Genomic DNA, 25394 nt, shown 5'->3' with positions numbered 1-25394 from the left:
TCGAGGGCTTATCCAATAATTAATTCGCAGATTCGTTTCGGATTCAGTTTTCAGGTGATCAAGCCTGTAACGCAACGACATTTATTCGCACTTCGGGTGATGAACTAAATGTCTAGCGGCAGCGTCTGTTTGACAGACGCATGTTTGGTGGCGATAGCGGAAGGGTTCCACGCGTACCCATCCCGAACACGACCGTTAAGCCTTCCAGCGCCGATGGTACTTGGACCGAAGGGTCCCGGGAGAGTAGGACGCCGCCAAGCACACGAAGCCATTGTTGAGTAATCGACAATGGCTTTTTGTTGTCTGATGGTATTATGGGATAAAAAAGTTTAAAGTAGCGGGGAATAGACTGTTATTCTAAATCATGTGGATATCCAGTGGAGAAGCCGCGTAAAAAGAAAACTTATACACATGTGGATAGCTGATTTGGAGAAGAGCAATGATAAAGAATTCTCCCCAGTTTATGTGGATATAATGTTAACTTTTGTGGATACAGCAGTAAATAATGTGCATGAAATTGCAAAGGAGCGCAAAATATGAAGCAGTCGGACAAATTATTGTGGATAGAAGATTTTTTTGTACAGGCAAGTGATACAGATTTCCGTTCAAGAGGTAAATTGTCCTTTATACTTGATATCATGCAGCGGGCTGCTGACTCGGCTGTGCATAATTTGGGGTTAAGTATGGATAAAATGCTGGAAGCGGGAATGGGATGGATGGTCATTACGATGGATCTGGACATTAATCGCTTACCTTCACCGAATGAGATACTTACTGTACATACGTGGAGTAAAGGGACTAAAGGGGCGCTTTGGCAGCGGGATTACAGAATTTTTGACCAGAACAAGCTGGAAATTGCCTCAGCACGCTCTATTTGGGCTTTAGTAGATATCGATAAACGCAAGATTCTCCGCCCGTCGGCTTTGCCGGTCGCTGTGGAGCATTATCTTGAGGATTCAGTAGGGCCAATACCCCAGAAGGTAACTATACCAGCGGATGTTCTTTTGCAGGAGGCTTATCGTTATCAGGTAAGGTATAGCGGTCTGGATAACAACGGCCATCTGAATAATGCGCGGTATGTGGATATTTGCTGTGATGCACTGACACTTGGGGAGTGGACAGAACTAAAGCTCACCGGCCTGCAGATTACTTATGCACAGGAAGCCAAGCATGGTGAGGAGTTCAGCATTTTTAGATCCTCTCTCAGAGATGATAAGATCTATGTACGGGGCCAGGGTGAGGATAAAATATTTTTTGAAGCTTGCCTGAAGTTTGCGCGGTAAATGTTTGGTTTGTAGCGATAAAGTCTGGGTCTGCTGTGCAGATGCGGGCTTTTTTTATTCTTTATAAATTAGAGCAGGGATATAGGAATATAGATCTCGCTAATGGACAGGGGATTGTCCGGTCCAAGATAGTCTTTTCCGTAAAACTCGAATTCATAGGGGAGTGTAAGCCGGTGATCTGTCTTTGGCAGAAACACACCGTAAATATATTTGTATGTAGCTGAGATTTCAGCAGAACGCCCCTTGTGTAGAAACTTTAGATAACTTGCAGGAGGCAAGGTATGAATAGTCATGTTCAAAAGGGATTGCGAAGAGTTTGGCAGGAAAGGGGAAGAAATAGGCGTAAAAATAGAATCCTTAAGCTCACAACCGCATAAAAAGACGATTCTGTTATCCTCATAATCATCAGGCCAGTAGCCCAGCTGGTAGAATTTCTCCGGAAGCACCCGATCAGGAATAGACATCATGTTACCTTCCAACTGCCTCCAGGCAGTGTTGATAATGGAGGGATCATCATTAAGAGTGACTTGTATTCCCTGTAGCTTAATTTCGCCGAGCTCAACTGTCTGCGGCGGGCTGGTATACTGAGTTGTCCATTGCTGCAGGTCATGACTGCATAGACGGTGAAGCAACAGAGGCAGCTCGGAATTATTTTTCTGGCGAATCCGGGAGGGGGTAGTGTGCAGCAGTCTTTTGAAGGTGCGGACAAAGGTTTCATAGTCTCTGAATGAGTAATCGAGCGAAATATCGAGCAAGGATCGGCAGGGCTTGCCGAGGATATCCCGTACTGCTTCGGTAATCTTGCGTCTGGCGATATAATCGCCTGGTGTAAGGCCGGTTACCCCTTGAAACAGCCTAATAAAATGATATATGGAATAGCCAGTGAACAGGGAGAGTGAGCGGACGGAAAGCGGCTGATGGAGATTATCCTCGATATGATCAATTGCTGTCATAATTAGCTGCCGGTTATCCATTCATTCTCCCCCTGGCCTAATTCTATTCCCCCACCCACTCGCCCCATGAGGATGCCCAAGCTGGAACCTTCACATGACGGACACGGTCTGTAGTCGGAAAATAAGCTTTAATGTCTAATACTGGCGTCCCCGGATAAGCATCCAGTCCGCCAACCTCAATAATCCCTTCAACCGCATCAACAGAGATAATCTCTGCCACACTAAGACCTATAGGGTTTGGACGTACGGGGGAACGGGAAGCAAATACACCTGTTACCGGCGCATCATAAGGAGGCTCGATCTGTGTGGTGGCCCGGAAAACATCATCGGCAAACTCATGAATCCACCAGAGAATCTGACAGTGGCTGAACTCCTCTAATCCCTTGAGTGCTGCTCTGTAGTGGGGCTTTATCTCAATCTGCAGGTTACCCTGGGTTCCGGATACTACACCTACGGGAACTATATTATACATTTCTGAATCAGACATTGCTGTGACTCCTTTCGGCTGACGGTTATTTTCAGTTTATATTAGATGAAGGGATTTTCGCCTGACGATATTTGCGCTCTTTTGAATAATGGTATAATGAGTTGTTGAAAGGGAAAGGAGAGAAATATGAAGACACTGGTGCTTGCAGAAAAGCCCTCGGTAGCGCGTGAGATTGCACGCGTAATGGGCTGTGGAAATAAACAGAAAAGCTATATTGAAGGTCCTAAATATGTCGTAACCTGGGCGCTAGGGCATTTAGTCGGCCTGGCGGAGCCGGAGGATTATAATAGTAAGTTTGCGAATTGGGCCCTGGAGGATCTGCCGATCCTGCCGGAGAAGGCGAAGCTGAAGGTGTTGCGGGAGACCAGCCAGCAGTATAAAGCGGTACAGCAGCTAATGAAGCGGCAGGATATTGAAGAGCTGATTGTGGCTACGGATGCTGCGCGTGAGGGAGAGCTTTTGGCGCGGTGGATTATGAATATGGCAGGCTGGAAAAAGCCGTTTAAGCGGCTGTGGATCTCCTCGCAGACCGATAAAGCGATCAAGGAAGGCTTCGCCTCCTTACGTCCCGGGCGGGATTTCGACCGGCTCTATGAGTCGGCGCGCTGCCGTGCCGAGGCAGACTGGATGATTGGGCTGAATGTAACCCGGGCGCTGACGTGTAAGTTCGGTGCACCGCTGTCGGCGGGCCGTGTACAGACGCCTTCACTTGGGATGATCATGGACCGGGAAAACGAGATTACGGGGTTCCGTTCCCAGGAGTATGAGCTGCTTACTGCTGATTTTGGCAGCTTTCAGGCAGGGTGGCGTGCCCAGGGCGGGGACGGGCGGATTTTTGATAAGGAGAAGACGGCTGCACTTAAGGATAAGCTGACCGGACGATCAGGCCGGATAGCCAAGGTGCAAAAAAGCGAGAAAAGCGAGCCGCATCCGCTGGCCTATGATCTTACGGAGCTGCAGCGGGATGCAAACCGGAAGTTTGGATTCTCGGCTAAGCAAACCTCAAGTGTGCTGCAAAAGCTATACGAGCAGCATAAGCTGGTCACTTATCCGCGTACGGACAGCCGTTATTTGACCTCAGATATGACGGGGACACTGAAGGAGCGTCTGGATAGCGTTGCTGTAGGGCCATATGCTGCTCTGGCGCGTCCGTTGCTGCGTAAGCCGCTGCCGATTACCAAACGGATTGTGGATGACAGCAAGGTGAGCGATCACCATGCGATTATTCCAACGGAGCAGACGGTGCTGCTGAACCAGCTTAGTGCGGAGGAACGGAAGCTCTATGATCTGATTGTCCGCCGCTTTATCAGCCTGTTCTATCCGCCGGCGCGTTATGATGCTGTAGCAGTGACAGTTAGCGTTGAAGGCGAGAGCTTCCATGTCAAAGGCACGACAGTAAAGGATGCCGGCTGGCGTGAGGTCTATGGCGGAGATATGAGCAGTGATGACGAAGAAGAGAACTCGACGGATGAACCAGCAGCCGGCAGTGTGAAGCTGCCGGAGCTGCGCGAGGGGGAAACCGTTAAGGTCCAGCGCTGCATTGTGCGTCCAGGCCGGACACAGCCGCCCAAGCGTTATAATGAAGCATCGCTGCTGACCCAGATGGAGAAGCACGGGCTTGGTACGCCGGCAACCCGCGCGGATATCATTGAGAAGCTGGTCAGCTCGGATACAATCGAGCGTCAAGGCAATTTGCTGCATCCGACGGGCAAAGGCAAGCAGCTGATTGGACTGGTGTCAGCGGAACTGCGCACGCCTGAGCTGACTGCACGCTGGGAAGGTGAGCTCGAGCGGATCGCCCGCGGACAGGGCAAGCCGGAACCATTCCTGCAGGGCATCCGCAGCATGGCGCAGGAGCTGGTCTCCGGCGTCAAGAGCAGCGGAGCGGAATACAAGCCGCATAATGTCTCGGCCAGCCATTGTCCGGAATGCGGAACCAGAATGCTGGAGAAGAAGACGAAGCGCGGCAAGCTGCTGGTCTGTCCGGCAGACGATTGCGGTTATACCCGGGCAGGCGAGAAGCGGCTGTCTAACCGCCGCTGCCCGCAATGCCACAAGAAAATGGAGCTTAAAGAGGGTAAAGCCGGCCTGTATGTGCAGTGTCTCGGCTGCGGGATAACGGAGACAATGGATAAAGACCACAAGCATATCAACAAGCGCGAGCAGCAGAAGCTGGTTCAGCAGTACAGCAAACAGGAAAGTGCCGGCTCGAACCTTGGCGATCTGCTGAAAGCGGCCATGGAGGCAAAGGCGAAGGGGAAATAACATAGTGTGTAATTATCTGTGTTAGGAGAATTGATCTGCAGAGGACGATTTAAGTCAGGCAGTATCGCTGCTGCTACGAATGGAACAAGACTGCGGAGATACTCTGCAGTCTTGTTTTGATTAGGATGATAATACCGTTCATAGCTGCGGGATGATCCTGTTATTTTTACTTACGCGATAGCAGAAAAGTTTGCATAATGTTAATGTTACATCTATATCGAGATATGCACAGGAATGGAGCGGATAACAGAAATGGCACTGGCAGAAAGGCAACAGAAGCAGGTACAAGGGGCACAATCTCCGGCCGGGAGGGGGAGCAGCCGGATTTTCTTTTTGGTAATCGTCTTTATGTTCTGGTTTTCCTCTTATATTTATGTGCCTGTACTCTCACCGTATGTGGAGCACCTGGGGGCATCCTATGTTATGGTCGGTGCAGTGCTTGGCGTATACGGGCTGATGCAGATTCTGTTCCGGCTGCCGATCGGAATCGGGTCGGATTATCTGAACCGGCGGCGGCCTTTCATTTATCTGGGGCTGATCGCAAGCGGAGCAAGCTGCCTGATTTTTATGGCAGGGGCAGACCCGGTATGGGCTTTGGTGGCACGCGCAGTTTCGGGGATTGCGGCATCCGCATGGGTCGTATACTCGGTGATGTTCGCGGGATATTTTCCAAAAGAGGAAGCCAAAAAAGCGATGGGTATGCTGCAGTTCACTACGGTAATTGCCCAGCTGTCGAGCATGATGATCAGCGGTTATATGGTGGAGCACTGGGGCTGGAATATGCCTTTTATCGTCGGCAGCATTGTAGCTGTGCTCGCTATGCTTCTCGTTCTGCGCCTGCCCGAACAGCGGCAGGAGAAACGCGAAGGCGGAATCCGGCTGAAAGATCTTGCAGGTGTTATGAAGGAGCCGCTGCTGGTTAAGGTCTCGCTTTTATCGGTGCTGGCGCATTGTGTGCTGTTCATTACGATGTTCGGCTATACGCCGAATCAGGCGCTGGATATCGGGGCAAGCAAGGAGAGCCTGGGCTGGCTGACACTGGCCTTTATGGTACCGCATGCTGCAGCTACACTGTACGGATCACGGCTGTTCGGCAGGCTGCTGGGTGACAGGGGGACATTGCTGCTGGGCTTTGCGGGAAGCGCTGTGTTCACTTTGCTGATCCCGTCCATGCCGACGCTGGCTGCGCTTTGTGCAACCCAGGTGGGGAACGGGTTTATGCAAGGGCTGATTTTTCCGCTGCTGCTGGGTAAATCCGTCTCGGATGTGGCGCGTTTAAACGGGCGACTGCAATGGGCTTTTATCAGGCTGTCTATGCGGTAGGGATGTCGGGCGGTCCGTTTGTAGCGGGCTGGATGAGTGCTGCTTACGGGCTAAGAGGCGGCTTTTGGCTGGGCGGTATTGCTGCTGCTTTGGCTGCTGTATTGTCGTGGGTATGGCTCCGGGAGTCCGGTGTCTCTGCCAAAAAGATTAACAGAGCAGGTTAGCACCTTGGCAGCTTATGTGAGGTTATTGGTTTTTTGAAGCAAGGGGAATATAATAGAAGATAGGCAGGATGCAAGGAGGAGGGGCCGGAACGATGGTCAAAGGGGTACTGGTGTGGTTTGTGCTGATTAATATTATCGCCTATGTGGTGATGTCCGAGGACAAGAACAAAGCCCGGGCAAGACGGGACCGAGTGCCGGAGAAGACGCTGTTTCTGCTGGCGTTCATGGGCGGCGCGCTTGGCATACTCATTGCCATGTACCGCAAACGGCATAAAACCAGACATACTTCCTTCCGGATCGGCATTCCGCTGCTGCTGCTGCTTAATATTTTGCTGTACGGGTATTTTTTAAGATAGCGGTTTGTACTTGGACTGCTGGTTAATCAAAATGAAAAAGAGGTGGCGTACATGTTATTCTCTAAAATTTTGCTCGCCTATGACGGTTCCAAAGCTTCCAATCAAGCGCTTGAGCGGGCGATCGAACTGGCTAAGGTAACTCCCGGATCTTCCATTTACGTCGTACACGCATTCGAATTCCCCCGGTTCTTCATTGGGGAAGCTCTCGCGCCTCTGCCGGCTTCAGTGAACAAGGATTATTATGATTTGGCGGTGCAGACTACCGATGAGGTCAGAGGGCGTCTGGAAGCCGAAGGCCTGAATGCGACGGTTGAGCTGCTGCAGGGTTCCCCGGCTGAAGTGATTCTGAATTATGCCAAGGAGCAGGGAATGGACGTTATTGTAATCGGCAGCCGCGGACTCGGCGGAATACGTGAATTTGTCCTGGGCAGTGTCAGCCACAATGTGGTGCAGAGCGCCCGGATTCCGGTGCTGGTTGTAAAATAATAGATGAATAAAGGGCGGGCATTTCGGTGTCCCTCCCTTTTTTTGTAGCCAAAAGCGAACAATTTCATGTGTCAATATATTAATGTTCGTGTTTAAGTTGACACGAAGTGTAGGGCATTGTTAAACTGAACCTATGAAGAGCTCGTATAAAACCGGGAATAGGGCCCGGAAGTTTCTACCCGGTAACCGTAAATTGCCGGACTACGAGGAAATAGGATGACTGGGACAGCCCTCAGCACTGCTCCGTACCGGAGTGGCGGGCTTTTGCGGCTGAGCTGTTCGTAATGCCTCCGTGCCGGAGGAGTCTTCCCCTGCTTCCTCCAGTAGTCTGGGTCCACCCGCAGCATCATGCGTCTGGAATCCGGGCTTTTTTTTTCGGAATTATGGAAAACGGGTCTGAAATAGGACAAACTTAGAGAGCATACGACAAAGAGCTTCTATATCGAGCGGAGGGGAAGGTTGAAACATGTCAGTGCAGGTTGGAGTTATCATGGGCAGCAAGTCAGACTGGGAGACGATGGAGCATGCCTGTGCCGTGCTTGAGGAGCTGAACGTACCGTATGAGAAAAAGGTAGTCTCTGCGCACCGTACGCCGGATCTGATGTTCCGTTATGCGGAAGAGGCGGCGGGCCGCGGACTGAAGGTCATTATTGCCGGAGCGGGCGGAGCGGCGCATCTGCCAGGGATGGTGGCTGCGAAGACGATCCTGCCTGTAATAGGCGTGCCGGTGCAGACCAAAGCGCTGAACGGGCTGGATTCGCTGCTGTCGATCGTGCAGATGCCGGGCGGCATTCCGGTGGCAACGGTAGCGATCGGCCGGGCTGGCGCAACCAATGCGGGACTGCTGGCGGCTCAGATCATCGGCGCGTTTGACCCTAAGGTACAGGGCCGGGTGCAGGAGCGCCGCGAGAGAATCGAGCGTGAAGTGCTGGAAAGCAGCGAGAGCTTATGAGGCACGAAGAACTGAAGGCGGCAGGACAGATGAGCGGCGGGGCACAGGTTCAAGCCGGTGAGGACAAGAGCCTTGGGACGCCCCGCACGCTGCTGCCGGGGCAGACGACGATCGGCGTGCTCGGCGGCGGCCAGCTCGGCCGGATGATGGCGTTGGACGGCATCGCCATGGGCTACCGTTTCGTAACGCTGGATCCGGCGACTGATGCGCCGTGCGGGCAGGTAACGCCGCAGATTACCGCGGCGTACAATGACCGGGACGCGGCGCGGGAGCTGGCGCAGCGCGCGGACGTGATCACGTACGAGTTCGAGAATGTCGATGCCGGCGTAGCCGCCTTGCTGACAGAAGAATCGTACGTGCCGCAGGGCAGCGCGCTGCTGTATACGACGCAGCGCCGGCTGCGCGAGAAGGCGGCGATCGAGGCGGCGGGCGTACCCGTCGCCCCGTACCGCAAGGTCGCAGCCTGGCGGAGCTTACCGCCGCGGCTGCCGAGCTGGGCCTGCCCTGTGTGCTGAAGACAGCCACAGGGGGGTATGACGGCAAGGGGCAAGCCGTCATCCGCCAGCCGGATGAGCTGGAGCCAGCCTTCCGGCAGGTAGCACCGGGCGCTTCTGAAGGAGCTGCAGCACCGGAGCTGGTGCTGGAGAAATTCGTGAAATTCCAGTGCGAAATTTCCGTCATCGCCGCACGCAGCACCTCGGGGGAAGTGAAGAGCTTCCCGCCGGCGGAGAACATCCATGTAAACAACATTTTGCACCTGTCGATCGTGCCTGCCCGGGTCTCTGAGGAGCTTCAGCAGCGTGCCTGTGAGCTGGCAGAATGCCTGGTAGCCGGACTTAATGCTGTCGGACTGCTGGCTGTAGAGATGTTCGTTACGGAGGACGGGGAAATTTTCGTCAACGAATTGGCGCCGCGGCCGCATAATTCGGGGCACTACACGATGGACGCATGCGCAACTTCTCAGTTCGAACAGCATATCCGCGCAATCTGCAATCTCCCTCTGGGCGATACCTCACTGTTGACACCGGTGGTTATGGTGAATGTGCTGGGACAGCATCTGGACGGAGTGATCGAACGGACGGGACAGGCTGATGAAGCAGCAGGTAAGCTGGGGGTTGCCCCCAAGCTTCACATATACGGCAAGACCGAGAGTAAAACCGGCCGCAAGATGGGCCATATCAACCTGCTCTGCAAGGATACCCGCGACGGGCTGTCCTGGGTAGAGCAAACTAACTTTTGGAGGAACTCAAAGATATGATCGAACGTTACAGCAGACCTGAAATGCGGGCCATCTGGACCGAAGAAAATAAATTCAACGCCTGGCTTGAAGTAGAAATTTGTGCATGTGAGGCCTGGGCCGAGCTGGGAGTCATTCCGCAGGAAGATGCCGCCAAGCTGCGAAAGGATGCGAAATTCGACATTGACCGGATCAATGAAATTGAGCTCGAAACCCGCCATGACGTTATTGCTTTTACGCGTGCCGTATCCGAGAGCCTGGGTGCAGAACGCAAATGGGTGCACTACGGATTAACCTCCACAGACGTTGTAGATACAGCGCTGGGTTACCTGCTTCGTCAGGCGAACGAAATTCTGGAGAAGGACATTATCAACTTCATCGAGATTCTTAAAGATAAGGCAATTGCTTATAAAGACACCCCGATGATGGGCCGCACGCACGGAGTACATGCCGAGCCTACAACCTTTGGCCTCAAGATGGCGCTGTGGTACGAGGAAATGAAACGTAACCTGGAGCGCTTCCGTCATGCCGCTAAAGGCGTTCAGTTCGGCAAAATCTCCGGAGCAGTCGGCACCTATGCCAACATTGACCCGTTCGTAGAAGAATTCGTCTGCAAAAAGCTGGGTACGAGCCCTGCACCAATCTCCACCCAGACCCTGCAGCGTGACCGCCACGCGGAATACATGGCTGCACTGGCGCTGGTAGCCACATCGCTCGACAAGTTCGCTACTGAAATCCGTGCACTGCAAAAGAGCGAAATCCGCGAGGTGGAAGAAGCTTTTGCCAAAGGTCAAAAAGGTTCCTCCGCCATGCCGCACAAACGCAACCCGATCGGCTGCGAAAATATTTCCGGCCTGTCCCGCGTGATCCGCGGCCACATGGTTACAGCGTACGAGAATGTGCCGCTCTGGCATGAGCGCGATATCTCGCACTCTTCCGTAGAACGGATTATCCTGCCGGATGCAACCATGCTGCTGAACTACATGCTGAACCGCTTCGGCAACATCGTGAAGAACCTGACTGTGTTCCCGGAAAACATGAAGCGCAACATGAACCGCACCTTCGGCGTACCGTTCTCCGGCCGTATCCTGACCAAGCTGATCGACAAGGGCTTCAGCCGCGAGCAGGCATACGACACCGTTCAGCCGCGTGCAATGCAGGCCTGGGAAGAGCAGACGCAGTTCCGTGATATCGTCGAGGCTACTCCTGAGATCACTGCCGTGCTCAGCCCGGAAGAGATCGAGGATGCCTTCAACCCTTCCTGGCACCTGAAGCATGTGGATACGATTTTCCGCAAGCTGGAGCTGATTTAGGAGAAACGAAGCAATAAAAAGTTGAGGGAGGAAAGGTCATGACACACCCTGCCGTATCCACGGCTGTGGAGCTCGTAAATGCACCGCTGCTCTATAAAGGAAAGGTCCGCGAATTGTACGATTTGGGGGAAGAGGTACTGATCGTTGTTACGGACCGGATCTCCGCATTTGATTATGTGCTCGATCCGGCTGTGCCGGACAAAGGCAATGTGCTAAACCGCCTGAGCGCCTTCTGGTTCGGGCTGACGAAGAACCTGATCGAAAATCACGTCGTCCACATTGATGTCGATCAGCTCGGCGGCGTTGTAAAGGACCGGGAAGCGCTCAAAAACCGCATCATGGTCGTGCGCAAAGCCGAGCGAATCGATATTGAATGTGTCGTACGCGGCTGCATTACCGGCGGAGGCTGGAGGCAGTATCAGGAGACCGGCAAGGTCAACGGGATTGAGCTTCCGCAGGGTCTGCGCAAGAACGCCGTGCTGGCTCAGCCGATTTTTACGCCTGCCGCTAAGAATGATGTCGGTCACGATGAGGACATTCCTTTTGAGCAGATGCAGGAGCAAATCGGCGCCGAGCTGGCACTGGAGCTGAAGGAGAAAAGCCTGAAGCTGTTCGCTTTTGCCAGAGCGTATTGTGAGGAACGCGGGATCATTCTCGCAGACTGCAAGTTCGAGTTCGGGCTGCTGGACGGCAAGGTGATTCTTATCGATGAGATTTTCACACCGGATGCCTCCCGCTTCTGGGCTAAAGATAAATATGCGCTTGATATCGAGATTGACAGCATGGACAAGGAGCCGGTCCGGACATATCTTTCCGCATCCTCCTGGGACAAGAACAGCACGCCTGACCCGCTGCCGCAGGAAGTGGTAGAGGAGACCAGCCGCCGCTACCGGGATATCTATCACCGGCTTACCGGCAAGGATTTGTAAGACAACTCTCTTTTTTATGATCAAGATAAATCAGCTCATTAAAATTTAGGAGGAACTACAAGCGTATGTTAAAAGCGACAGTCTATGTCACCATCAAGAAAAGCGTGCTCGATCCCCAAGGTGTTGCCGTGCAGGGAGCTCTTCATTCGGTAGGTTTTCAGGAAGTTGAAAGTTTGCGTATCGGCAAATATATGGAGCTGACGCTCGACACGGACAACCGTGCTGAAGCGGAAGGACGCCTCAAGGAAATGTGTGAAAAGCTGCTGGCCAACACGGTGATCGAGGATTACCGCTACGAATTGGAGGACTAAAAGTCATGAAATTTGCTGTACTTGTCTTTCCGGGCTCCAATTGTGACATTGACTGCTATAAGGCTGTAGAAGAAAGCCTCGGCCAACCGGTCGATTATGTGTGGCATACGGCAACCGACCTGTCGGCGTATGACTGCATTCTCGTGCCGGGCGGGTTCTCTTATGGTGACTATCTGCGCTGCGGCGCGATTTCCCGGTTCGCTCCGGTGATGGCTGAGGTAGCCAAAGCCGCGGAGCAGGGCAAATTCGTGCTCGGCATCTGCAACGGGTTCCAGATTCTGACCGAAGCGGGCCTCCTGCCGGGAGCGCTGCGCCGCAACATGTCGATGAAGTTCCGCTGTCATGACACGGTGCTTAAGGTCGTTAACAACACTACTCCGTTTACGGTTGATTATGCGAAGGATGAGGAGATTGTCATTCCGATCGCACATGGCGAAGGCAATTATTATTGTGATGAAGAGACGCTTGCTTCTTTGCAGGCGAACAATCAGATCGTGTTCACATACAGCGATAACCCGAACGGCTCGGTAGCCGATATTGCGGGGATCAGCAACGTGGCAGGCAATGTAGTTGGTATGATGCCCCATCCGGAACGTGCAGTAAGCAGTCTGCTTGGTTCGGAAGACGGCAAACGGATGTTTACATCCATTCTCAAGACATGGAGGGAACGTTATGACGCAGCAAGTATCCGCTAAGGAGCCGACCGCAGAACAGATTGCGGAGCAGAAAATCTACAGCCAGTTCGGTGTGTCGGACAGCGAATATGAGCTGATCACCTCTTTTATGGGCCGCAAGCCTAACTATACCGAAATCGGTGTATTCAGCGTTATGTGGTCTGAGCACTGTGCCTACAAAAACTCCAAGCCGCTCCTCGGACGTTTCCCGACAAGCGGACCGCGTGTCCTGATGGGACCGGGCGAGGGCGCAGGGATTGTAGACATCGGTGACAACCAGGCCGTTGTGTTCAAAATCGAAAGTCACAACCATCCGTCGGCTGTTGAACCTTATCAGGGCGCGGCAACCGGGGTGGGCGGGATTATCCGCGATATTTTCTCCATGGGTGCAAGACCGGTGGCGCTGCTTAACTCCCTGCGTTTCGGAAAGCTTGAGAGCGACCGGGTAAAATATCTGTTCGAGCATGTCGTGTCCGGGATCGCAGGCTACGGTAACTGTATCGGCATTCCGACTGTCGGCGGCGAAATTATGTTCGACAACAGCTATGACGGCAATCCGCTGGTTAACGCAATGTGTGTCGGACTGATCGATCATGACAAAATCCAGCGCGGTGTCGCCAAAGGTGTAGGCAATCCCGTGTTCTACGTAGGTCCTCCTACAGGCCGTGACGGTATTCACGGGGCAACCTTTGCTTCCGTTGAGCTGAGCGAGGAGTCCGAAGCCAAGAAGACTGCCGTACAGGTCGGCGATCCGTTCATGGAAAAGCTGGTTATGGAATCCTGCCTTGAGCTGATCGACAGCGGCATCGTGCTCGGTATTCAGGATATGGGTGCAGCAGGCCTTACCTGCTCCAGCGCCGAAATGGCCAGCAAAGCGGGCAACGGCCTGGAGCTGTATCTGGATCAGGTGCCGCAGCGTGAAGAAGGCATGACGCCTTATGAAATGATGCTGTCCGAATCCCAGGAGCGCATGCTGTTCGTGGTTGAGCCTAAGGATGAGGCGCAGGCACAGGAGATTTTTGACCGCTGGGGCGTGATCTGCCGTAAAGTGGGCAAGGTAACGGATGACGGCCGCCTGAAGCTGTTCCATCACGGTGAGGTTGTCGGTGATATGCCTGTAACAGCGTTGGTGGACGAGTGTCCAATTTATAAAAAGCCATCCTCAGTTCCCGCTTATTACGAAGAGAATGCCAATGTAGATACTTTGCGGTATGAAGAACTTACCGATCTCGGCGGCGCACTGCGTACTGTACTGGCTTCGCCGACAGTAGCGAGCAAAGCATGGGTGTATAACCAATACGATTATATGGTCCGCACCAGCACAGCGGTTCGTCCGGGTTCCGATGCGGCAGTGGTTACCATTAACGGTACACGTAAAGGCCTGGCAATGACTACAGACTGCAACGGCCGTTATGTCTATCTCGACCCTGAAGTGGGCGGACGTATTGCGGTAAGTGAAGCGGCCCGCAACATTGTCTGCTCCGGCGCGAAGCCGCTGGCGATTACGGACAACCTGAACTTTGGCAGCCCGGAGAAGCCTGAGATTTTCTGGCAGATGGAGCGTGCTGTTGACGGTATGGCTGAAGCCTGCCGTGTGCTGGATACGCCGGTTATCGGCGGTAACGTCAGCTTGTACAACGAAAATGCTGCCGGAGCCATCTACCCGACCCCGGTTGTCGGCATGGTGGGCCTGGTTGAAGATACAGATCACATTACAACTCAAGCCTTCAAAGAGGAAGGCGATGCGATTCTGCTGCTCGGCGTAACAAAAGCTGAGCTTGGCGGCAGTGAGTTCCAGTATGCTGTTCACGGCTTGACTGAAGGCCGTCCGCCGGCGCTTGATCTGGCTACAGAGCAAAAATTGCTGGATGCTGTGCTGTCTGCGATCCGCAGCGGTCTGGTCCGCTCGGCGCATGACTTGTCCGAAGGCGGCCTTGCAGCTGCACTGGCTGAGAGCTGTATCAGCGGCGGAATCGGTGCGAACATTGAGCTGTCGGCTGGCGGACTGCGCCATGATGTGGCACTGTTCAGCGAAACCCAGTCCCGTATTGTGCTGACTTCGGCACCTGACCGTGCAGAAGAGCTCAAAGCAGCGGTTGCTGCTTATGGTGTACCGGTTGAAATCATCGGAACGGTCGGCGGTGACAGACTGCGCGTATCCCTGGACGGTGCATCTGCACTGGATGAGGCCGTATCCGAACTTAAATCCGTGTGGGAGGATGCTATTCCATGTCTTATGAAATAAAGACCGGGAACAAGCAGGAGACCCCCATCCTGTGGACCGGCGACTTTTACAATGAAGGAACGGGCTCGGGAGATATTTTTGATACGTTAAAAGAGGAATGCGGCGTCTTCGGGGTCTTCGGACACCCGGAGGCCGCCTCCATGTCCTATTACGGGCTGCATGCCTTGCAGCACCGGGGAGAAGAGAGCGCAGGCATCTGCGTAGCAGACGGCCGTGACTTCAACTACCACCGCGGCATGGGCCTTGTCAAAGAAGTCTTCGACAAGGACAAAATCGCCTCGCTGGTCGGCGACATGTCCATCGGACATGTGCGCTACTCCACCAGCGGGGACAGCCGGCTGACCAATGCGCAGCCGCTGGTCTTCAAGTACCGTGACGGCGACCTGGCGATTGCCACCAACGGCAACATCGTCAACGAGCCGCTGATCCGCAAGCAGCTGGAGATGAGCGGGTCGATCTTCCAGACGACGAGCGATACTGAGGTGCTGGCGCATCTGATTGCGCGCTCGCCGAAGGATTTTGTCGAAGCGGCCAAGGAAGCGCTGCGTCAGCTGGTCGGCGGCTTCGCCTTCCTGCTGATGACCAACGACAAGCTGATCGTCGCCTCGGACCCGCACGGGCTGCGCCCGCTGGTGATGGGCCGGCTCGGTGAAGCTTATGTCTTCGCTTCCGAGTCCTGTGCCCTTGAAGTCATCGGAGCCACCCTGGTCCGTGACATCGAGCCGGGCGAGCTGCTGGTGCTGGACAAGAATGGATTCCTGGAAGACAGATTCACTGAACCGAAACGCAAAGCGCTGTGTGCGATGGAGTATATCTATTTTGCCCGTCCGGACAGTGACTTGAACGGCTCCAACCTGCACTCCGCCCGCAAGCGGATGGGCAGCCGGATGGCGCTTGAGTCCTTCGTCGATGCGGACATCGTCACCGGCGTACCGGATTCCAGCATCTCGGCAGCCATCGGCTATGCCGAGCAGACCGGCATCCCGTATGAGCTTGGGCTGATCAAGAACAAATACACCGGCCGGACCTTCATCCAACCGAGCCAGGAGCTGCGCGAACAGGGCGTGAAGATGAAGCTTAGCGCCGTGCGCCGCGTTGTTGAAGGCCAGCGCGTCGTCATGATCGACGACTCGATCGTGCGCGGCACGACCTCGCGCCGGATCGTCAATCTGCTGCGCGAGGCCGGAGCGCTTGAAGTGCATGTGCGGATTACCTCGCCGCCGTTCAAGAACCCGTGCTTCTACGGGATTGATACGCCGGACCGACGCGAGCTGATCGCGTCGTACAAGACTATTCAGGAAATGTGCGAGGAGATCAACGCCGATTCGCTGGCGTTCCTGTCGCCGGATGGGCTGATCCAGTCCATCGGCGGCTACAGCAGCAATGAATACAAGGGAGGCCTCTGCCTCTCCTGCTTCGATAATGATTACCCGACGCAGGTGGATTTCGGCGGGGAAGAGAAGGACGGGTGCTCTTGTTGACATCCCCCTAAGTCCCCCTTGCGAAGGGGGATTCCGGAGGGCTCGGCCCTCCGGCCACCCGAAAGCTCGGCGGTAGGAGTTTGCTCTAAACTTGCTAAGATGGCATGGGTGCGGGTGCCCGCTTTGTCCTGCGGACACGCTCTACGGCGCTCCGCGCCCTGGCGGCCTGCGGCCCCGCCGGGCCATGGGCTCGTAACCCCGGCTGTTTGCTCCGCAAAAGCGGGGGGTTCACTCGCACTTGTGTGCGCGCGGCTTTGCCCCGCGCACGAGGCTCGCGCCCCCGCCTGTTTGCTTCGCAAAAGCGGGGTGGCTCTCGCCTGAGGATGAGCGCGGCTTCGCCCCGCCTGCAAGAGCCCAGGCTTGTGACCCCGGCTATTTGCTCCGCAAAAGCGAGGGTTCACTTGCCAAAGAGACGCCCGCGCAGCTCAGGGCGTCGGCCTTCTGCCCCTGTGCAAGGCGCAAACATCGGCTTGCGGCCGGGTTTACCCGGGTGGTCTGAGTCATGGAGGGGAAGTCCAAACATTCCCCGTAATGATGACTATGACCACACACGCCTGAACCAGGCCGCCCCGAAACAGCGCTCTAAACTAATTTAAATGAGGTGTCCAAAAGTGTCGGAAGCTTATAAAAACGCCGGAGTGGATATTGCAGCCGGTAATGAAGCGGTAGAACGCATGAAGAAGCATGTGAAGCGCACTTACCGCCCGGAGGTCATGACAGAGCTTGGCGGATTCGGCGCATTGTTTGGTCTCAACAAAGATAAATACGACGAGCCTGTGCTTGTATCGGGCACGGATGGCGTAGGCACAAAGCTCAAGCTCGCGTTCGCGGCGGACCGCCACGATACGATCGGTATTGATGCGGTTGCTATGTGTGTCAACGACATCGTGGTGCAGGGCGCTGAGCCGCTGTTCTTCCTGGATTATCTCGCCTGCGATAAAGTGGTGCCCGAGAAGATCGAGGCCATCGTAGCCGGAATCGCCGAAGGCTGCCACCAGGCAGGCTGCGCGCTGATCGGCGGCGAAACGGCTGAAATGCCGGGCATGTACGCTGCCGGCGAATACGATATTGCCGGTTTCACAGTGGGCGTAGCGGATAAGGCCAAGCTGGTTACCGGTGCAGACATTGCTCCTGGAGATGCTGTAATCGGCCTTGCCTCCAGCGGTATTCACAGTAACGGCTTCTCGCTGGTGCGCAAGCTTTTACTGGAGCAGGCGGGTTATGACCTGAACGATGTCGTTCCTGAGCTGGGCGCTCCGCTTGTGGACGTGCTGCTCGCGCCGACCAAAATCTATGTAAAACCGCTGCTGGCCCTGCTTGAGCAGCTGACCGTTAAAGGCATGGCGCATATTACCGGCGGAGGCTTTATCGAGAATATTCCGCGGATGCTGCCGGATAATGTAAATGTAGAGATTAACTACGGCTCCTGGCCGATCCAGCCGGTCTTCGGCCTGATGCAGGAGAAGGGCAGTGTAACGAACCGAGATATGTTCACCACCTTTAACATGGGAATCGGTCTGGTGCTGGTAGTACCTGCTGGAGACAGCGAGCGTGCGCTCGAGCTGCTGAAAGCAAGCGGAGAAGAGGCTTATCTGATCGGAACGGTGACCGAAGGGGAGCGCATCGTTACCTTTACAGGAGCTGAGGTCTGATGAGCAGCAGCCGGATCGCTGTATTTGCTTCCGGGCAGGGCAGCAATTTTGCCGCACTTGTTGAAGCGCAGAGAGCCGGGCAGCTTGGTGAGGGAAGCATTGAGCTGCTGGTCTCTGACCGGCCGGAAGCGCCTGTAGCACAGCGGGCGGAGGCTGCGGGTATACCCGCCCTCCTGCTGCGGCCGAAGGATTTCGCCAGCCGCGAGCTGTATGAGGCAGAGATTGTGGCAGAGCTGAAGCGCAGGGACATCGGGCTGATTGTACTTGCCGGTTACATGCGGCTGATCAGTCCGGTGCTGCTGGAGCCTTTTGCGGGGAGGATTATCAATATCCATCCTTCGCTGCTGCCTGCTTTTGCCGGAAAGGACGCGATTGGACAAGCGCTGGATTACGGCGTGAAGCTGACCGGAGTAACGGTGCACTTCGTCGATGGTGGGATGGATACCGGGCCGGTTATTGCCCAGCGCAGCGTTACGGTGGAAGCAGGGGACACGGCTGAGTCACTGGCACAGAGGATTCACCAGATTGAATATGAGCTGTATCCGGAGGTTGTCCGTGCTTTTGCAGCCGGAAAAGTTGAGCTGAACGGCAGGCATGTTGTTGTCCGCTAGTAAGCTGCCATTCGACATTCTGCTTACCATCACCATCTGCAGGTTCTGATATTTCTCGGGAAATATTGCACAAAGTTTAGAGGGTGTCGTTTTGCGGCTGTACCGCCGTTTTCTTGACGAATGCAGCCCGCTTAAAGCGACAGGGTTCACAGGTGAAGACCTGGGTGTATTTTATACAATTCTATTGTATTCCGTACAATTGATTTTAAGAAGATGAGGCCAAAGCAGCATAAAGCTGAGAATCTGCTGCACATAATGCAACAGATTCTGTTTTCAGACGGATATACCTGTCATCTGTTGTACAAAGTACAATAGATCCTCTTTTACCCAGATTTCAGCAATTAATTCTCATCGAAGCTTCGCTGTAACTATTAAGTTAACAACACTAATCTTGCATCATCCGGAGGAGGACTATTCAAGTGAGTATCAAAAGAGCGCTGGTCAGCGTATCGGACAAACAGGGCATCGTGGATTTTTGCCGCGAGTTGTCTGCATTGGGTGTAGAAATTATCTCCACAGGCGGCACTAGCACACTTTTGGCTAAAGAAGGCGTACCGGTTATCGGCATCTCCGATGTAACGGGCTTCCCGGAAATTATGGACGGACGGGTCAAAACCCTGCATCCTGCTGTACACAGCGGCCTGCTGGCCGTTCGTGACAACGAGGAACATACGCGTCAGATGACGGAGCTGGGCCTCGGTTACATCGACCTGGTGGTGGTGAATCTGTATCCGTTCGCGGAGACGATTGCCAAGCCGGATGTGTCCTACGAGGAAGCGATCGAGAATATCGATATCGGCGGACCGACGATGCTGCGTTCTGCGGCGAAGAACCATGCTTTTGTCAGTGTGGTTGTGGATGCGGCCGATTATGCCAATGTGCTTGAAGAGGTGCGTGCAGGCGGAGATACGACCCTTGAAACCCGCAAACGTCTTGCGGCAAAAGTGTTCCGCCATACGGCGGCTTACGACGCCCTGATCGCTGATTATTTGGCCAATGTTACCGGTGAACCGCTGCCGGAGCGCTATACTGTTACTTATGAGAAAATCCAGGATCTCCGCTACGGGGAGAACCCGCACCAGAAGGCCGCATTTTACCGCAAGCCGCTGGCGGCACAGGATACGCTGACTGCAGCCGAGCAGCTGCACGGCAAGGAATTGTCCTACAACAACATCAACGACGCCAACGCGGCGCTGCAGATCGTCAAGGAGTTTGAAGAGCCGGCTGTCGTAGCTGTTAAGCATATGAATCCTTGCGGAGTAGGCGTAGGAACCAGTGTGTATGAAGCTTATCAAAAAGCGTACAATGCCGATCCGACCTCCATCTTCGGCGGAATTGTTGCCGCTAACCGGATTATTGATGCAGATACCGCAAATCTGCTGAAGGATATCTTCCTGGAAATTATCCTGGCTCCGGGCTTCACTGAGGAAGCGCTGGAGATTCTGACGAAGAAGAAAAATATCCGTCTGCTCAAGATCGGCAATCTTAGTGCTGCAGCGGCACGCAAGAGCAGCTTTGTCGTGACTTCGATTGAGGGCGGAATGGTTGTGCAGGAGAGCGATGTGCACTCCGTAAATGCGGATGAACTGCAGGTGGTGACGGACCGCAAGCCTACCGAGGAAGAACTGAAGCAGCTCTTGTTCGGCTGGAAAGTGGTTAAGCATGTGAAGTCCAATGCGATCGTGCTGGCAGCGGATGATATGACCGTTGGTGTCGGCGCAGGCCAGATGAACCGGGTTGGCGCAGCGAAGATTGCCATTGAGCAGGCCGGAGAGAAAGCCAAGGGCTCCATTCTGGCTTCTGACGCGTTCTTCCCGATGGGCGATACCCTGGAAATGGCGGCAAAGGCAGGCATCACCGCGGTTATCCAGCCGGGCGGATCGATCAAGGACGAGGAATCGATCAAGGTTGCCAATGAATACGGAATCGCTATGGTCTTCACCGGCGTCCGCCATTTCAAACACTAGACTACCTGGGGAGGATTTCAGTTCAATGGATATTTTAGTGGTCGGAGGCGGGGGCCGGGAGCATGCGATTATCTGGAAGCTGTCCCAGAGCCCGTCAGCCGGTAAAATCTACTGTGCACCCGGTAACGCCGGGATCGCCCAGCTGGCGGAGTGTGTGCCGATCGGCGTGTTTGAGTTCGATAAGCTGACGGCGTTCGCCAAGGAGAAAGAGGTAGGCCTTGTCGTTATCGGTCCCGATGATCCGCTGGCAGCGGGCATTGTTGATGCTTTTGAAGCACAGGACATTCCGGTATTCGGACCTCGTAAAAATGCGGCGGAAATCGAAGGCAGCAAAACCTTTATGAAGGACCTGCTGCATAAATACAATATTCCGACAGCAGCCTATGAGAAGTTCAGCGATTATGAAGCAGCACTTGCGTATTTGCGCGGGCAGGGGCTGCCGATTGTAATCAAGGCTGATGGGCTGGCTGCAGGCAAAGGGGTAACGGTTGCGTATTCGCGCGAGGAAGCTGAGCTGGCGCTGCGTGACATCATGGTGGCCAAGGTGTTCGGTGAAGCCGGCGCCCAGGTTGTCATTGAGGAGTTCCTGGCCGGGCAGGAGATGTCGATTCTCGCTTTTGTCGACGGGGAGACCGTACGCCCGATGGCGGCTGCGCAGGATCACAAGCCGGTATTCGACGGAGACAAGGGGCCTAATACCGGCGGGATGGGCACATACTCCCCTCTGCCGCATATTGACGAATCTATTATCCATGAGGCGGTTAAGACCATTATTGAGCCTACGGCCAAAGCTATGGTATCTGAAGGCCGTTCCTTCAGCGGCGTGCTGTTCGCCGGTCTGATGATTTCGCCGGATGGTAAGCCCAAGACGATCGAATTCAATGCCCGGTTCGGTGATCCGGAGACCCAGGTGGTACTGCCAAGGCTGAAGAGTGATCTCTTGGAAATCTTCCTGGCTGTGGCAGAGGGCCGACTGGCTGATACCTCTATTGAGTGGAGCGACGAGGCGGCTGTATGTGTAGTGCTGGCGTCTCAGGGATATCCGGGTAATTATCCGAAAGGCGTGCCGATTACCGGGCTGGAGGAAGCAGGGGACGGATTGGTCTTCCATGCGGGAACTGCGCGGGGAGAGGACGGAAGCTGGCTTACAAACGGCGGACGTGTGCTGGGGGTAGTAGGGAAAGGTGCGGATATTGCCGAAGCGCGCGCAGCAGCCTATGCCAGTGCGGAGAAGATTCATTTTGAAGGCAAGCAAAACCGCAGTGACATAGCCATGAAGGCGCTGGTCTAAAGGTATGAAACAGCTACTTTATTCCTAATTTTCTCGTAGAAAGTCCCAAAAAAGGACTGACAAGTGATAGAAGAAGTGCTATAATACAACTCGTACGGGGGAAAATGTTCGGATATATACAGATAAAGGGTCTTTCCTTTCATGGAAAGGCCTTTTTTAATCATAAAGAGTTTATAAGTTTTCGGGGTCCCCGCAAAGTATCTGAGTCAGCATCCATGTAAAGGCCTCACTTTGTGGGGTCATTTGAAATCGTTTTTTAAGTATAGGAGGAATTAGCTTTGAGTAAGGTTGGAAGAAATGACTTGTGTCCATGCGGAAGCGGTAAAAAATATAAAAAATGCTGTCTGGGAAAAGAAACCTCTGCAGTAGAGTCGATCCTGCGGCTCGTCACAACTGAGGAGGCGGATGCAGCTGCAGCACAAGCCGCTGCTTCTCCTGAAACGGGTGTCCGACCTGAAGGCAAGCTTACACTGACCAAGCTGAAGAAGATGGTGGCGCGAGAACTGAGATGGGAGCATCCGGCTCATGAGCAGCTTGCCATGCAGCTGATTGAGAGCATGCGGAGCCAGTATGAGCGGGAGCTGATTTTTGAGGCAGTGGTGCTCTGGAACGGCTTCTCTGGCCAGACCAAGCCTGCAGTCAAGAAAGCAGGATCATTCTGCGCGGCAATCGAGTATATTTTGTCTGAAGAATACGGGTTTAATCTATCCCAGGCTGAGCTGGCCGATAAATATGAGGTTACAACGGCAACGATTTCACGCAAAGTGAAGGAAATGCTGAATTATATCGAGGAATACGGCAGAGAAGGCGACTCAGACGAGCTGCTTGTGCTGAACGGTGCCGGAACTGCCAGAGAGAAGGCGCAGCTGCTGTTACATAAAGCTATGGAGTCCACTTCCGGAAAGCGCCGTATTCAGCTGGCAGAGGCTGCTTTGGAGATCTATCAGGACAGCTCTGACGCTTACCTGGTGCTTGCTGAGGAGTCGGAGAATGAGCAGGATGCCCGTGCTTTTCTAAAGGCGGGTATCGCTGCCGGTGAACGGGAGCTGGGAGAAGCGTTTTTTGCCGAGCACAAAGGTCACTTCTGGGGGCTGACGGAGACCCGTCCCTATATCCGGATCTGCAAGAGCTATGCGGAGTCCTGCTGGTTCGGCGGCAAAGCGGAAGAAGCCGCAGAGATTCTGGAGCACATTCTGGAGCTTAATCCGGACGACAATACGGGTGCCCGGTATCTCCTGGCCGCTGTCTATCTGTACAGCAACCAGCTGAAAGAAGCGGAGCAGTTCTTGAAGAAATACGGGGAGGATGATGCGGCTGCTGCTTTTGCCTATGACCGGATCGTCCTGGAATATAAGAAGAACGGCATTACCTCCCAGCTCAAAATGCTGTACCGTGTAGCGCGCGGTGTGAACAAGCATGTGCCTGATTATTTGCTGGGCGTGAAGCGTCTGCCGAATAATCTTCCGGATTTCGTCGGCATGGGCGATTCCAATGAAGCAGTCGAATACGTCATTATGCATTCCCGTTTATGGGCAAGCCTGCCGGACTTGCTGAAATGGATGCTGAAGCAACAATAGAAAAGAATATGATTGCTGTATCAATAAGGCTGCCGGAACGATTCCGGCGGCTTTTTTATTTGTAACTGGCCATTGCAGAAGAATGAAAAGTACCGGGTTTGATGGCGAAGATAACACGAAAATTTCATTATATAATCTCCTGCAAAAAAATGTAGAAATCAAGAAAAAAAAGGGTTGACCAATGATGATGTATTGGCTATATTTGTAATATATTAGAAAAAGTTATCAGTTTTCAGCGGTGAAGTTGAGGATAATTCAGGCATTGCCGATGTTCCTTCAGGAGGTGGTTATTTGATCTATACAACCACGATTCGCAGCGAGCTGGAAGACTATATCGAACGGGAGGGCTTGAATCTCAGCCAATTGGGCAGAAGAGCGGGCCTTAATGCGGGAACGGTCAGCTCCTTAATGAAGGGGAGCAGGGTACTCGCGGTTGACCAGCTGGACAGGATAACCAGGGTGCTGGGCTTGCCGGAAGGGTATTACTACGAGCATTATATTCAGGAATGTATCATAGAGACGGTGCCGAACTGGCGCAGAATCAGACCTTTTCTGTTCAGGTGTGCAGAGCTGGACTGCCTGAATTGCATTCGCCAGTCAGTACAGCTGTTATTGGACAACCTGACATATTCACCGCTTTTGTTTGAGGTTGCAGAAGAATTCTATACTACCGGTAAGTTTAAGGCCGCTGCTATTCTCTATGAGAGTGTTGCCGCAAGTGAACGGAGGCAGCATTCGGAACGTCTGGCCTTCTGCCAGTACCGGTTGTATATACTCCGGCTGGGAGATAATCAGGAGAACAATCTTCAGGCGGCGATTCAATTTGAGCCTTTTGTTGAAAGGCTCGATGAGCTGGATCAGCTGGATGCCCTCAGGGATTTAGCAAATACATACAAGTCGTTACAACGCTGGGATAAGGTTGATGAAATTGCTGCAAAGCTTGGCACTAAGGCCAAGATACAGCTTAGGTTAGCCTCTCAACCAGAGGTTAAGAGAGAGGTATATTATAAGAAGCTCAAGCGGCCCTTGTTTGCATATTTGGCGTTTTCAGACCTGCTGCGTGGCGGTGTCTGTGATGCAAGGGGAGCTTATGAAGAGGCACTTGAATACGCCTATAGATATGCCGATTTAAGCTGGGTGAAAGACAAGGATGAAGAAACAGAGAAGTGGGTTCAGCTATTCGAGGGTTGGGCTAAAGCTAATATATTCGCATGCAAGCTTATGATCGGAAATGAGAGTGTCGTACAAGAATATGCAGAATTCATTGAACTTGATGAAGAAGAACTACTGATAGGAATTCTGAATATCACCAAGGCTGCAAATAGATTTGATTTTGATATCAGTATTATTCTGGAGAAGTTTAAGTCCCGGCTCACGTCCTATTTTTCGCTGGAGTCGGATTCTGCAGGCATATATACACCACAAATTATAGATGAAGAATCTGCAGAGTGCTGCTATCAATTAGCCTATTATTATCTATGGAATGAGCTATATTGTGAGGGTTTCCGTTATGTGCTGGCTGGTTTGGAAAAGGCGAAGTTTATCAATAACGAAGCCCGTATACTATCATTTGTGCGGTTGTTTGAACAATTCCGGGATTACGCATCATTTGATATACAGCAGCAATACCAAAATTCAATGACAAAGGGGTTTGATCAGGATGAAAAGAAAATTAGCAGGGTTATTAGTAGTAAGTAGTTTGTTACTGGCAGTAGTCGTTCCCGGTATATCTCAGGCAAGCCCAATAACTCCGAACAATATCCATGGCTGTTTGTAATTGGAGTTGCCAAAGGACCAGCCGCCGGCTGGTCTTTTTTTTGTCTGAAAATTATATAAT

21 protein-coding genes, 1 rRNA gene, 1 pseudogene and 1 riboswitch are annotated in these 25394 nt (G+C 53.4%); of the genes and pseudogenes, 21 read left to right on the top strand and 2 right to left on the bottom strand.

Translation table 11 applies throughout. The features are described 5' to 3' along the window. Positions 1 to 143: 143 nt before the first annotated feature. Together rrf and AWJ19_RS18795 are read left to right on the top strand one after the other, a co-directional pair. Positions 144 to 260 (top strand): 5S ribosomal RNA (gene rrf / locus AWJ19_RS18800). Positions 261 to 536: 276 nt separating this feature from the next. Next, positions 537 to 1283 (top strand): acyl-ACP thioesterase domain-containing protein, encoded by a 747-nt coding sequence (locus AWJ19_RS18795; protein ID WP_068726042.1) that lies wholly within the window; start codon positions 537 to 539, stop codon positions 1281 to 1283. 68 nt (positions 1284 to 1351) lie between these two features. Here the strand turns inward: AWJ19_RS18795 and AWJ19_RS18790 are convergent, their stop codons facing one another. Both AWJ19_RS18790 and tsaA read right to left on the bottom strand, forming a co-directional pair. Next, on the bottom strand, positions 1352 to 2257 hold the full coding sequence (locus AWJ19_RS18790) for an AraC family transcriptional regulator (protein WP_068726040.1): 906 nt from the start codon (positions 2255 to 2257) through the stop codon (positions 1352 to 1354). A gap of 22 nt (positions 2258 to 2279) precedes the next feature. After that, positions 2280 to 2723: a tRNA (N6-threonylcarbamoyladenosine(37)-N6)-methyltransferase TrmO gene (gene tsaA / locus AWJ19_RS18785; protein WP_068726039.1), complete on the bottom strand. Its 444-nt coding sequence runs from the start codon at positions 2721 to 2723 to the stop codon at positions 2280 to 2282. A gap of 126 nt (positions 2724 to 2849) precedes the next feature. Here tsaA and AWJ19_RS18780 point away from each other — a divergent pair, with 126 nt between their 5' ends. The 19 genes and pseudogenes from AWJ19_RS18780 to AWJ19_RS18695 all read left to right on the top strand — a co-directional run bounded on the left by AWJ19_RS18780 (position 2850) and on the right by AWJ19_RS18695 (position 25255). Continuing rightward, positions 2850 to 4988 carry a DNA topoisomerase III gene (locus tag AWJ19_RS18780; RefSeq protein WP_068726037.1) on the top strand — a complete coding sequence of 713 codons (2139 nt, stop codon included), beginning with the start codon at positions 2850 to 2852 and terminating at the stop codon, positions 4986 to 4988. A gap of 252 nt (positions 4989 to 5240) precedes the next feature. Further along, positions 5241 to 6311, top strand: a complete 1071-nt coding sequence (locus AWJ19_RS18775) for an MFS transporter (RefSeq protein ID WP_157890047.1) — start codon at positions 5241 to 5243, stop codon at positions 6309 to 6311. After that, positions 6281 to 6475, top strand: a complete 195-nt coding sequence (locus AWJ19_RS34855; protein WP_128083645.1) for an MFS transporter — start codon at positions 6281 to 6283, stop codon at positions 6473 to 6475. The genes AWJ19_RS18775 and AWJ19_RS34855 overlap by 31 nt, the downstream gene beginning before the upstream one ends. A 92-nt stretch (positions 6476 to 6567) precedes the next feature. Next, positions 6568 to 6831 carry a DUF1294 domain-containing protein gene (locus AWJ19_RS18770; protein ID WP_068726035.1) on the top strand — a complete coding sequence of 88 codons (264 nt, stop codon included), beginning with the start codon at positions 6568 to 6570 and terminating at the stop codon, positions 6829 to 6831. Between the two features lie 51 nt (positions 6832 to 6882). After that, positions 6883 to 7317: a universal stress protein gene (locus tag AWJ19_RS18765; protein ID WP_068726033.1), complete on the top strand. Its 435-nt coding sequence runs from the start codon at positions 6883 to 6885 to the stop codon at positions 7315 to 7317. Between the two features lie 122 nt (positions 7318 to 7439). After that, positions 7440 to 7541: riboswitch (purine riboswitch) on the top strand. Between the two features lie 242 nt (positions 7542 to 7783). After that, on the top strand, positions 7784 to 8269 hold the full coding sequence (gene purE, locus AWJ19_RS18760) for a 5-(carboxyamino)imidazole ribonucleotide mutase (RefSeq protein ID WP_068726031.1): 486 nt from the start codon (positions 7784 to 7786) through the stop codon (positions 8267 to 8269). A gap of 29 nt (positions 8270 to 8298) precedes the next feature. Beyond that, positions 8299 to 9527, top strand: a pseudogene (purK, locus tag AWJ19_RS18755) (5-(carboxyamino)imidazole ribonucleotide synthase). Next, the gene (gene purB, locus AWJ19_RS18750) at positions 9524 to 10819 is read left to right on the top strand and encodes an adenylosuccinate lyase (RefSeq protein ID WP_068726030.1); all 1296 of its coding nucleotides are present in this window, start codon (positions 9524 to 9526) and stop codon (positions 10817 to 10819) included. The pseudogene purK and the gene purB overlap by 4 nt, the downstream one beginning before the upstream one ends. A 38-nt stretch (positions 10820 to 10857) precedes the next feature. Then, on the top strand, positions 10858 to 11748 hold the full coding sequence (locus tag AWJ19_RS18745) for a phosphoribosylaminoimidazolesuccinocarboxamide synthase (protein WP_068726027.1): 891 nt from the start codon (positions 10858 to 10860) through the stop codon (positions 11746 to 11748). A 65-nt stretch (positions 11749 to 11813) separates the two neighbouring features. After that, entirely contained in the window at positions 11814 to 12059 is a 246-nt protein-coding gene (gene purS, locus AWJ19_RS18740; RefSeq protein WP_019913657.1) for a phosphoribosylformylglycinamidine synthase subunit PurS, read from the top strand. A gap of 5 nt (positions 12060 to 12064) precedes the next feature. Further along, positions 12065 to 12754 (top strand): phosphoribosylformylglycinamidine synthase subunit PurQ, encoded by a 690-nt coding sequence (gene purQ / locus AWJ19_RS18735; RefSeq protein ID WP_068726025.1) that lies wholly within the window; start codon positions 12065 to 12067, stop codon positions 12752 to 12754. Next, a complete protein-coding gene (purL, locus tag AWJ19_RS18730) occupies positions 12732 to 14978 on the top strand; it encodes a phosphoribosylformylglycinamidine synthase subunit PurL (protein WP_068726024.1) in 2247 nt (748 codons plus the stop codon). The genes purQ and purL overlap by 23 nt, the downstream gene beginning before the upstream one ends. Beyond that, positions 14963 to 16459 carry an amidophosphoribosyltransferase gene (gene purF, locus AWJ19_RS18725; protein ID WP_068726022.1) on the top strand — a complete coding sequence of 499 codons (1497 nt, stop codon included), beginning with the start codon at positions 14963 to 14965 and terminating at the stop codon, positions 16457 to 16459. Before purL ends, purF begins: the two co-directional genes overlap by 16 nt. A gap of 611 nt (positions 16460 to 17070) precedes the next feature. Next, on the top strand, positions 17071 to 18111 hold the full coding sequence (gene purM / locus AWJ19_RS18720; RefSeq protein WP_068726020.1) for a phosphoribosylformylglycinamidine cyclo-ligase: 1041 nt from the start codon (positions 17071 to 17073) through the stop codon (positions 18109 to 18111). Continuing rightward, entirely contained in the window at positions 18111 to 18722 is a 612-nt protein-coding gene (purN, locus tag AWJ19_RS18715; RefSeq protein ID WP_068726019.1) for a phosphoribosylglycinamide formyltransferase, read from the top strand. The genes purM and purN overlap by 1 nt, the downstream gene beginning before the upstream one ends. Positions 18723 to 19141: 419 nt before the next feature. Next, a complete protein-coding gene (gene purH / locus AWJ19_RS18710; protein WP_068726018.1) occupies positions 19142 to 20689 on the top strand; it encodes a bifunctional phosphoribosylaminoimidazolecarboxamide formyltransferase/IMP cyclohydrolase in 1548 nt (515 codons plus the stop codon). Between the two features lie 25 nt (positions 20690 to 20714). Next, a complete protein-coding gene (purD, locus tag AWJ19_RS18705; protein WP_068726017.1) occupies positions 20715 to 21980 on the top strand; it encodes a phosphoribosylamine--glycine ligase in 1266 nt (421 codons plus the stop codon). Between the two features lie 278 nt (positions 21981 to 22258). Continuing rightward, complete coding sequence (locus AWJ19_RS18700; protein WP_068726015.1) at positions 22259 to 23557, top strand: SEC-C metal-binding domain-containing protein; 1299 nt, start codon at positions 22259 to 22261, stop codon at positions 23555 to 23557. Between the two features lie 291 nt (positions 23558 to 23848). Then, the gene (locus AWJ19_RS18695; protein ID WP_068726013.1) at positions 23849 to 25255 is read left to right on the top strand and encodes a helix-turn-helix transcriptional regulator; all 1407 of its coding nucleotides are present in this window, start codon (positions 23849 to 23851) and stop codon (positions 25253 to 25255) included. Positions 25256 to 25394: the final 139 nt, after the last annotated feature.

This window comes from Paenibacillus sp. DMB5, from assembly GCF_001517085.1.
Taxonomy (GTDB): Bacteria; Bacillota; Bacilli; order Paenibacillales; family Paenibacillaceae; genus Paenibacillus_AQ.
Note: the sequence above shows the minus strand (reverse complement) of the source record. Positions and strands in the feature narration are given on the sequence as shown.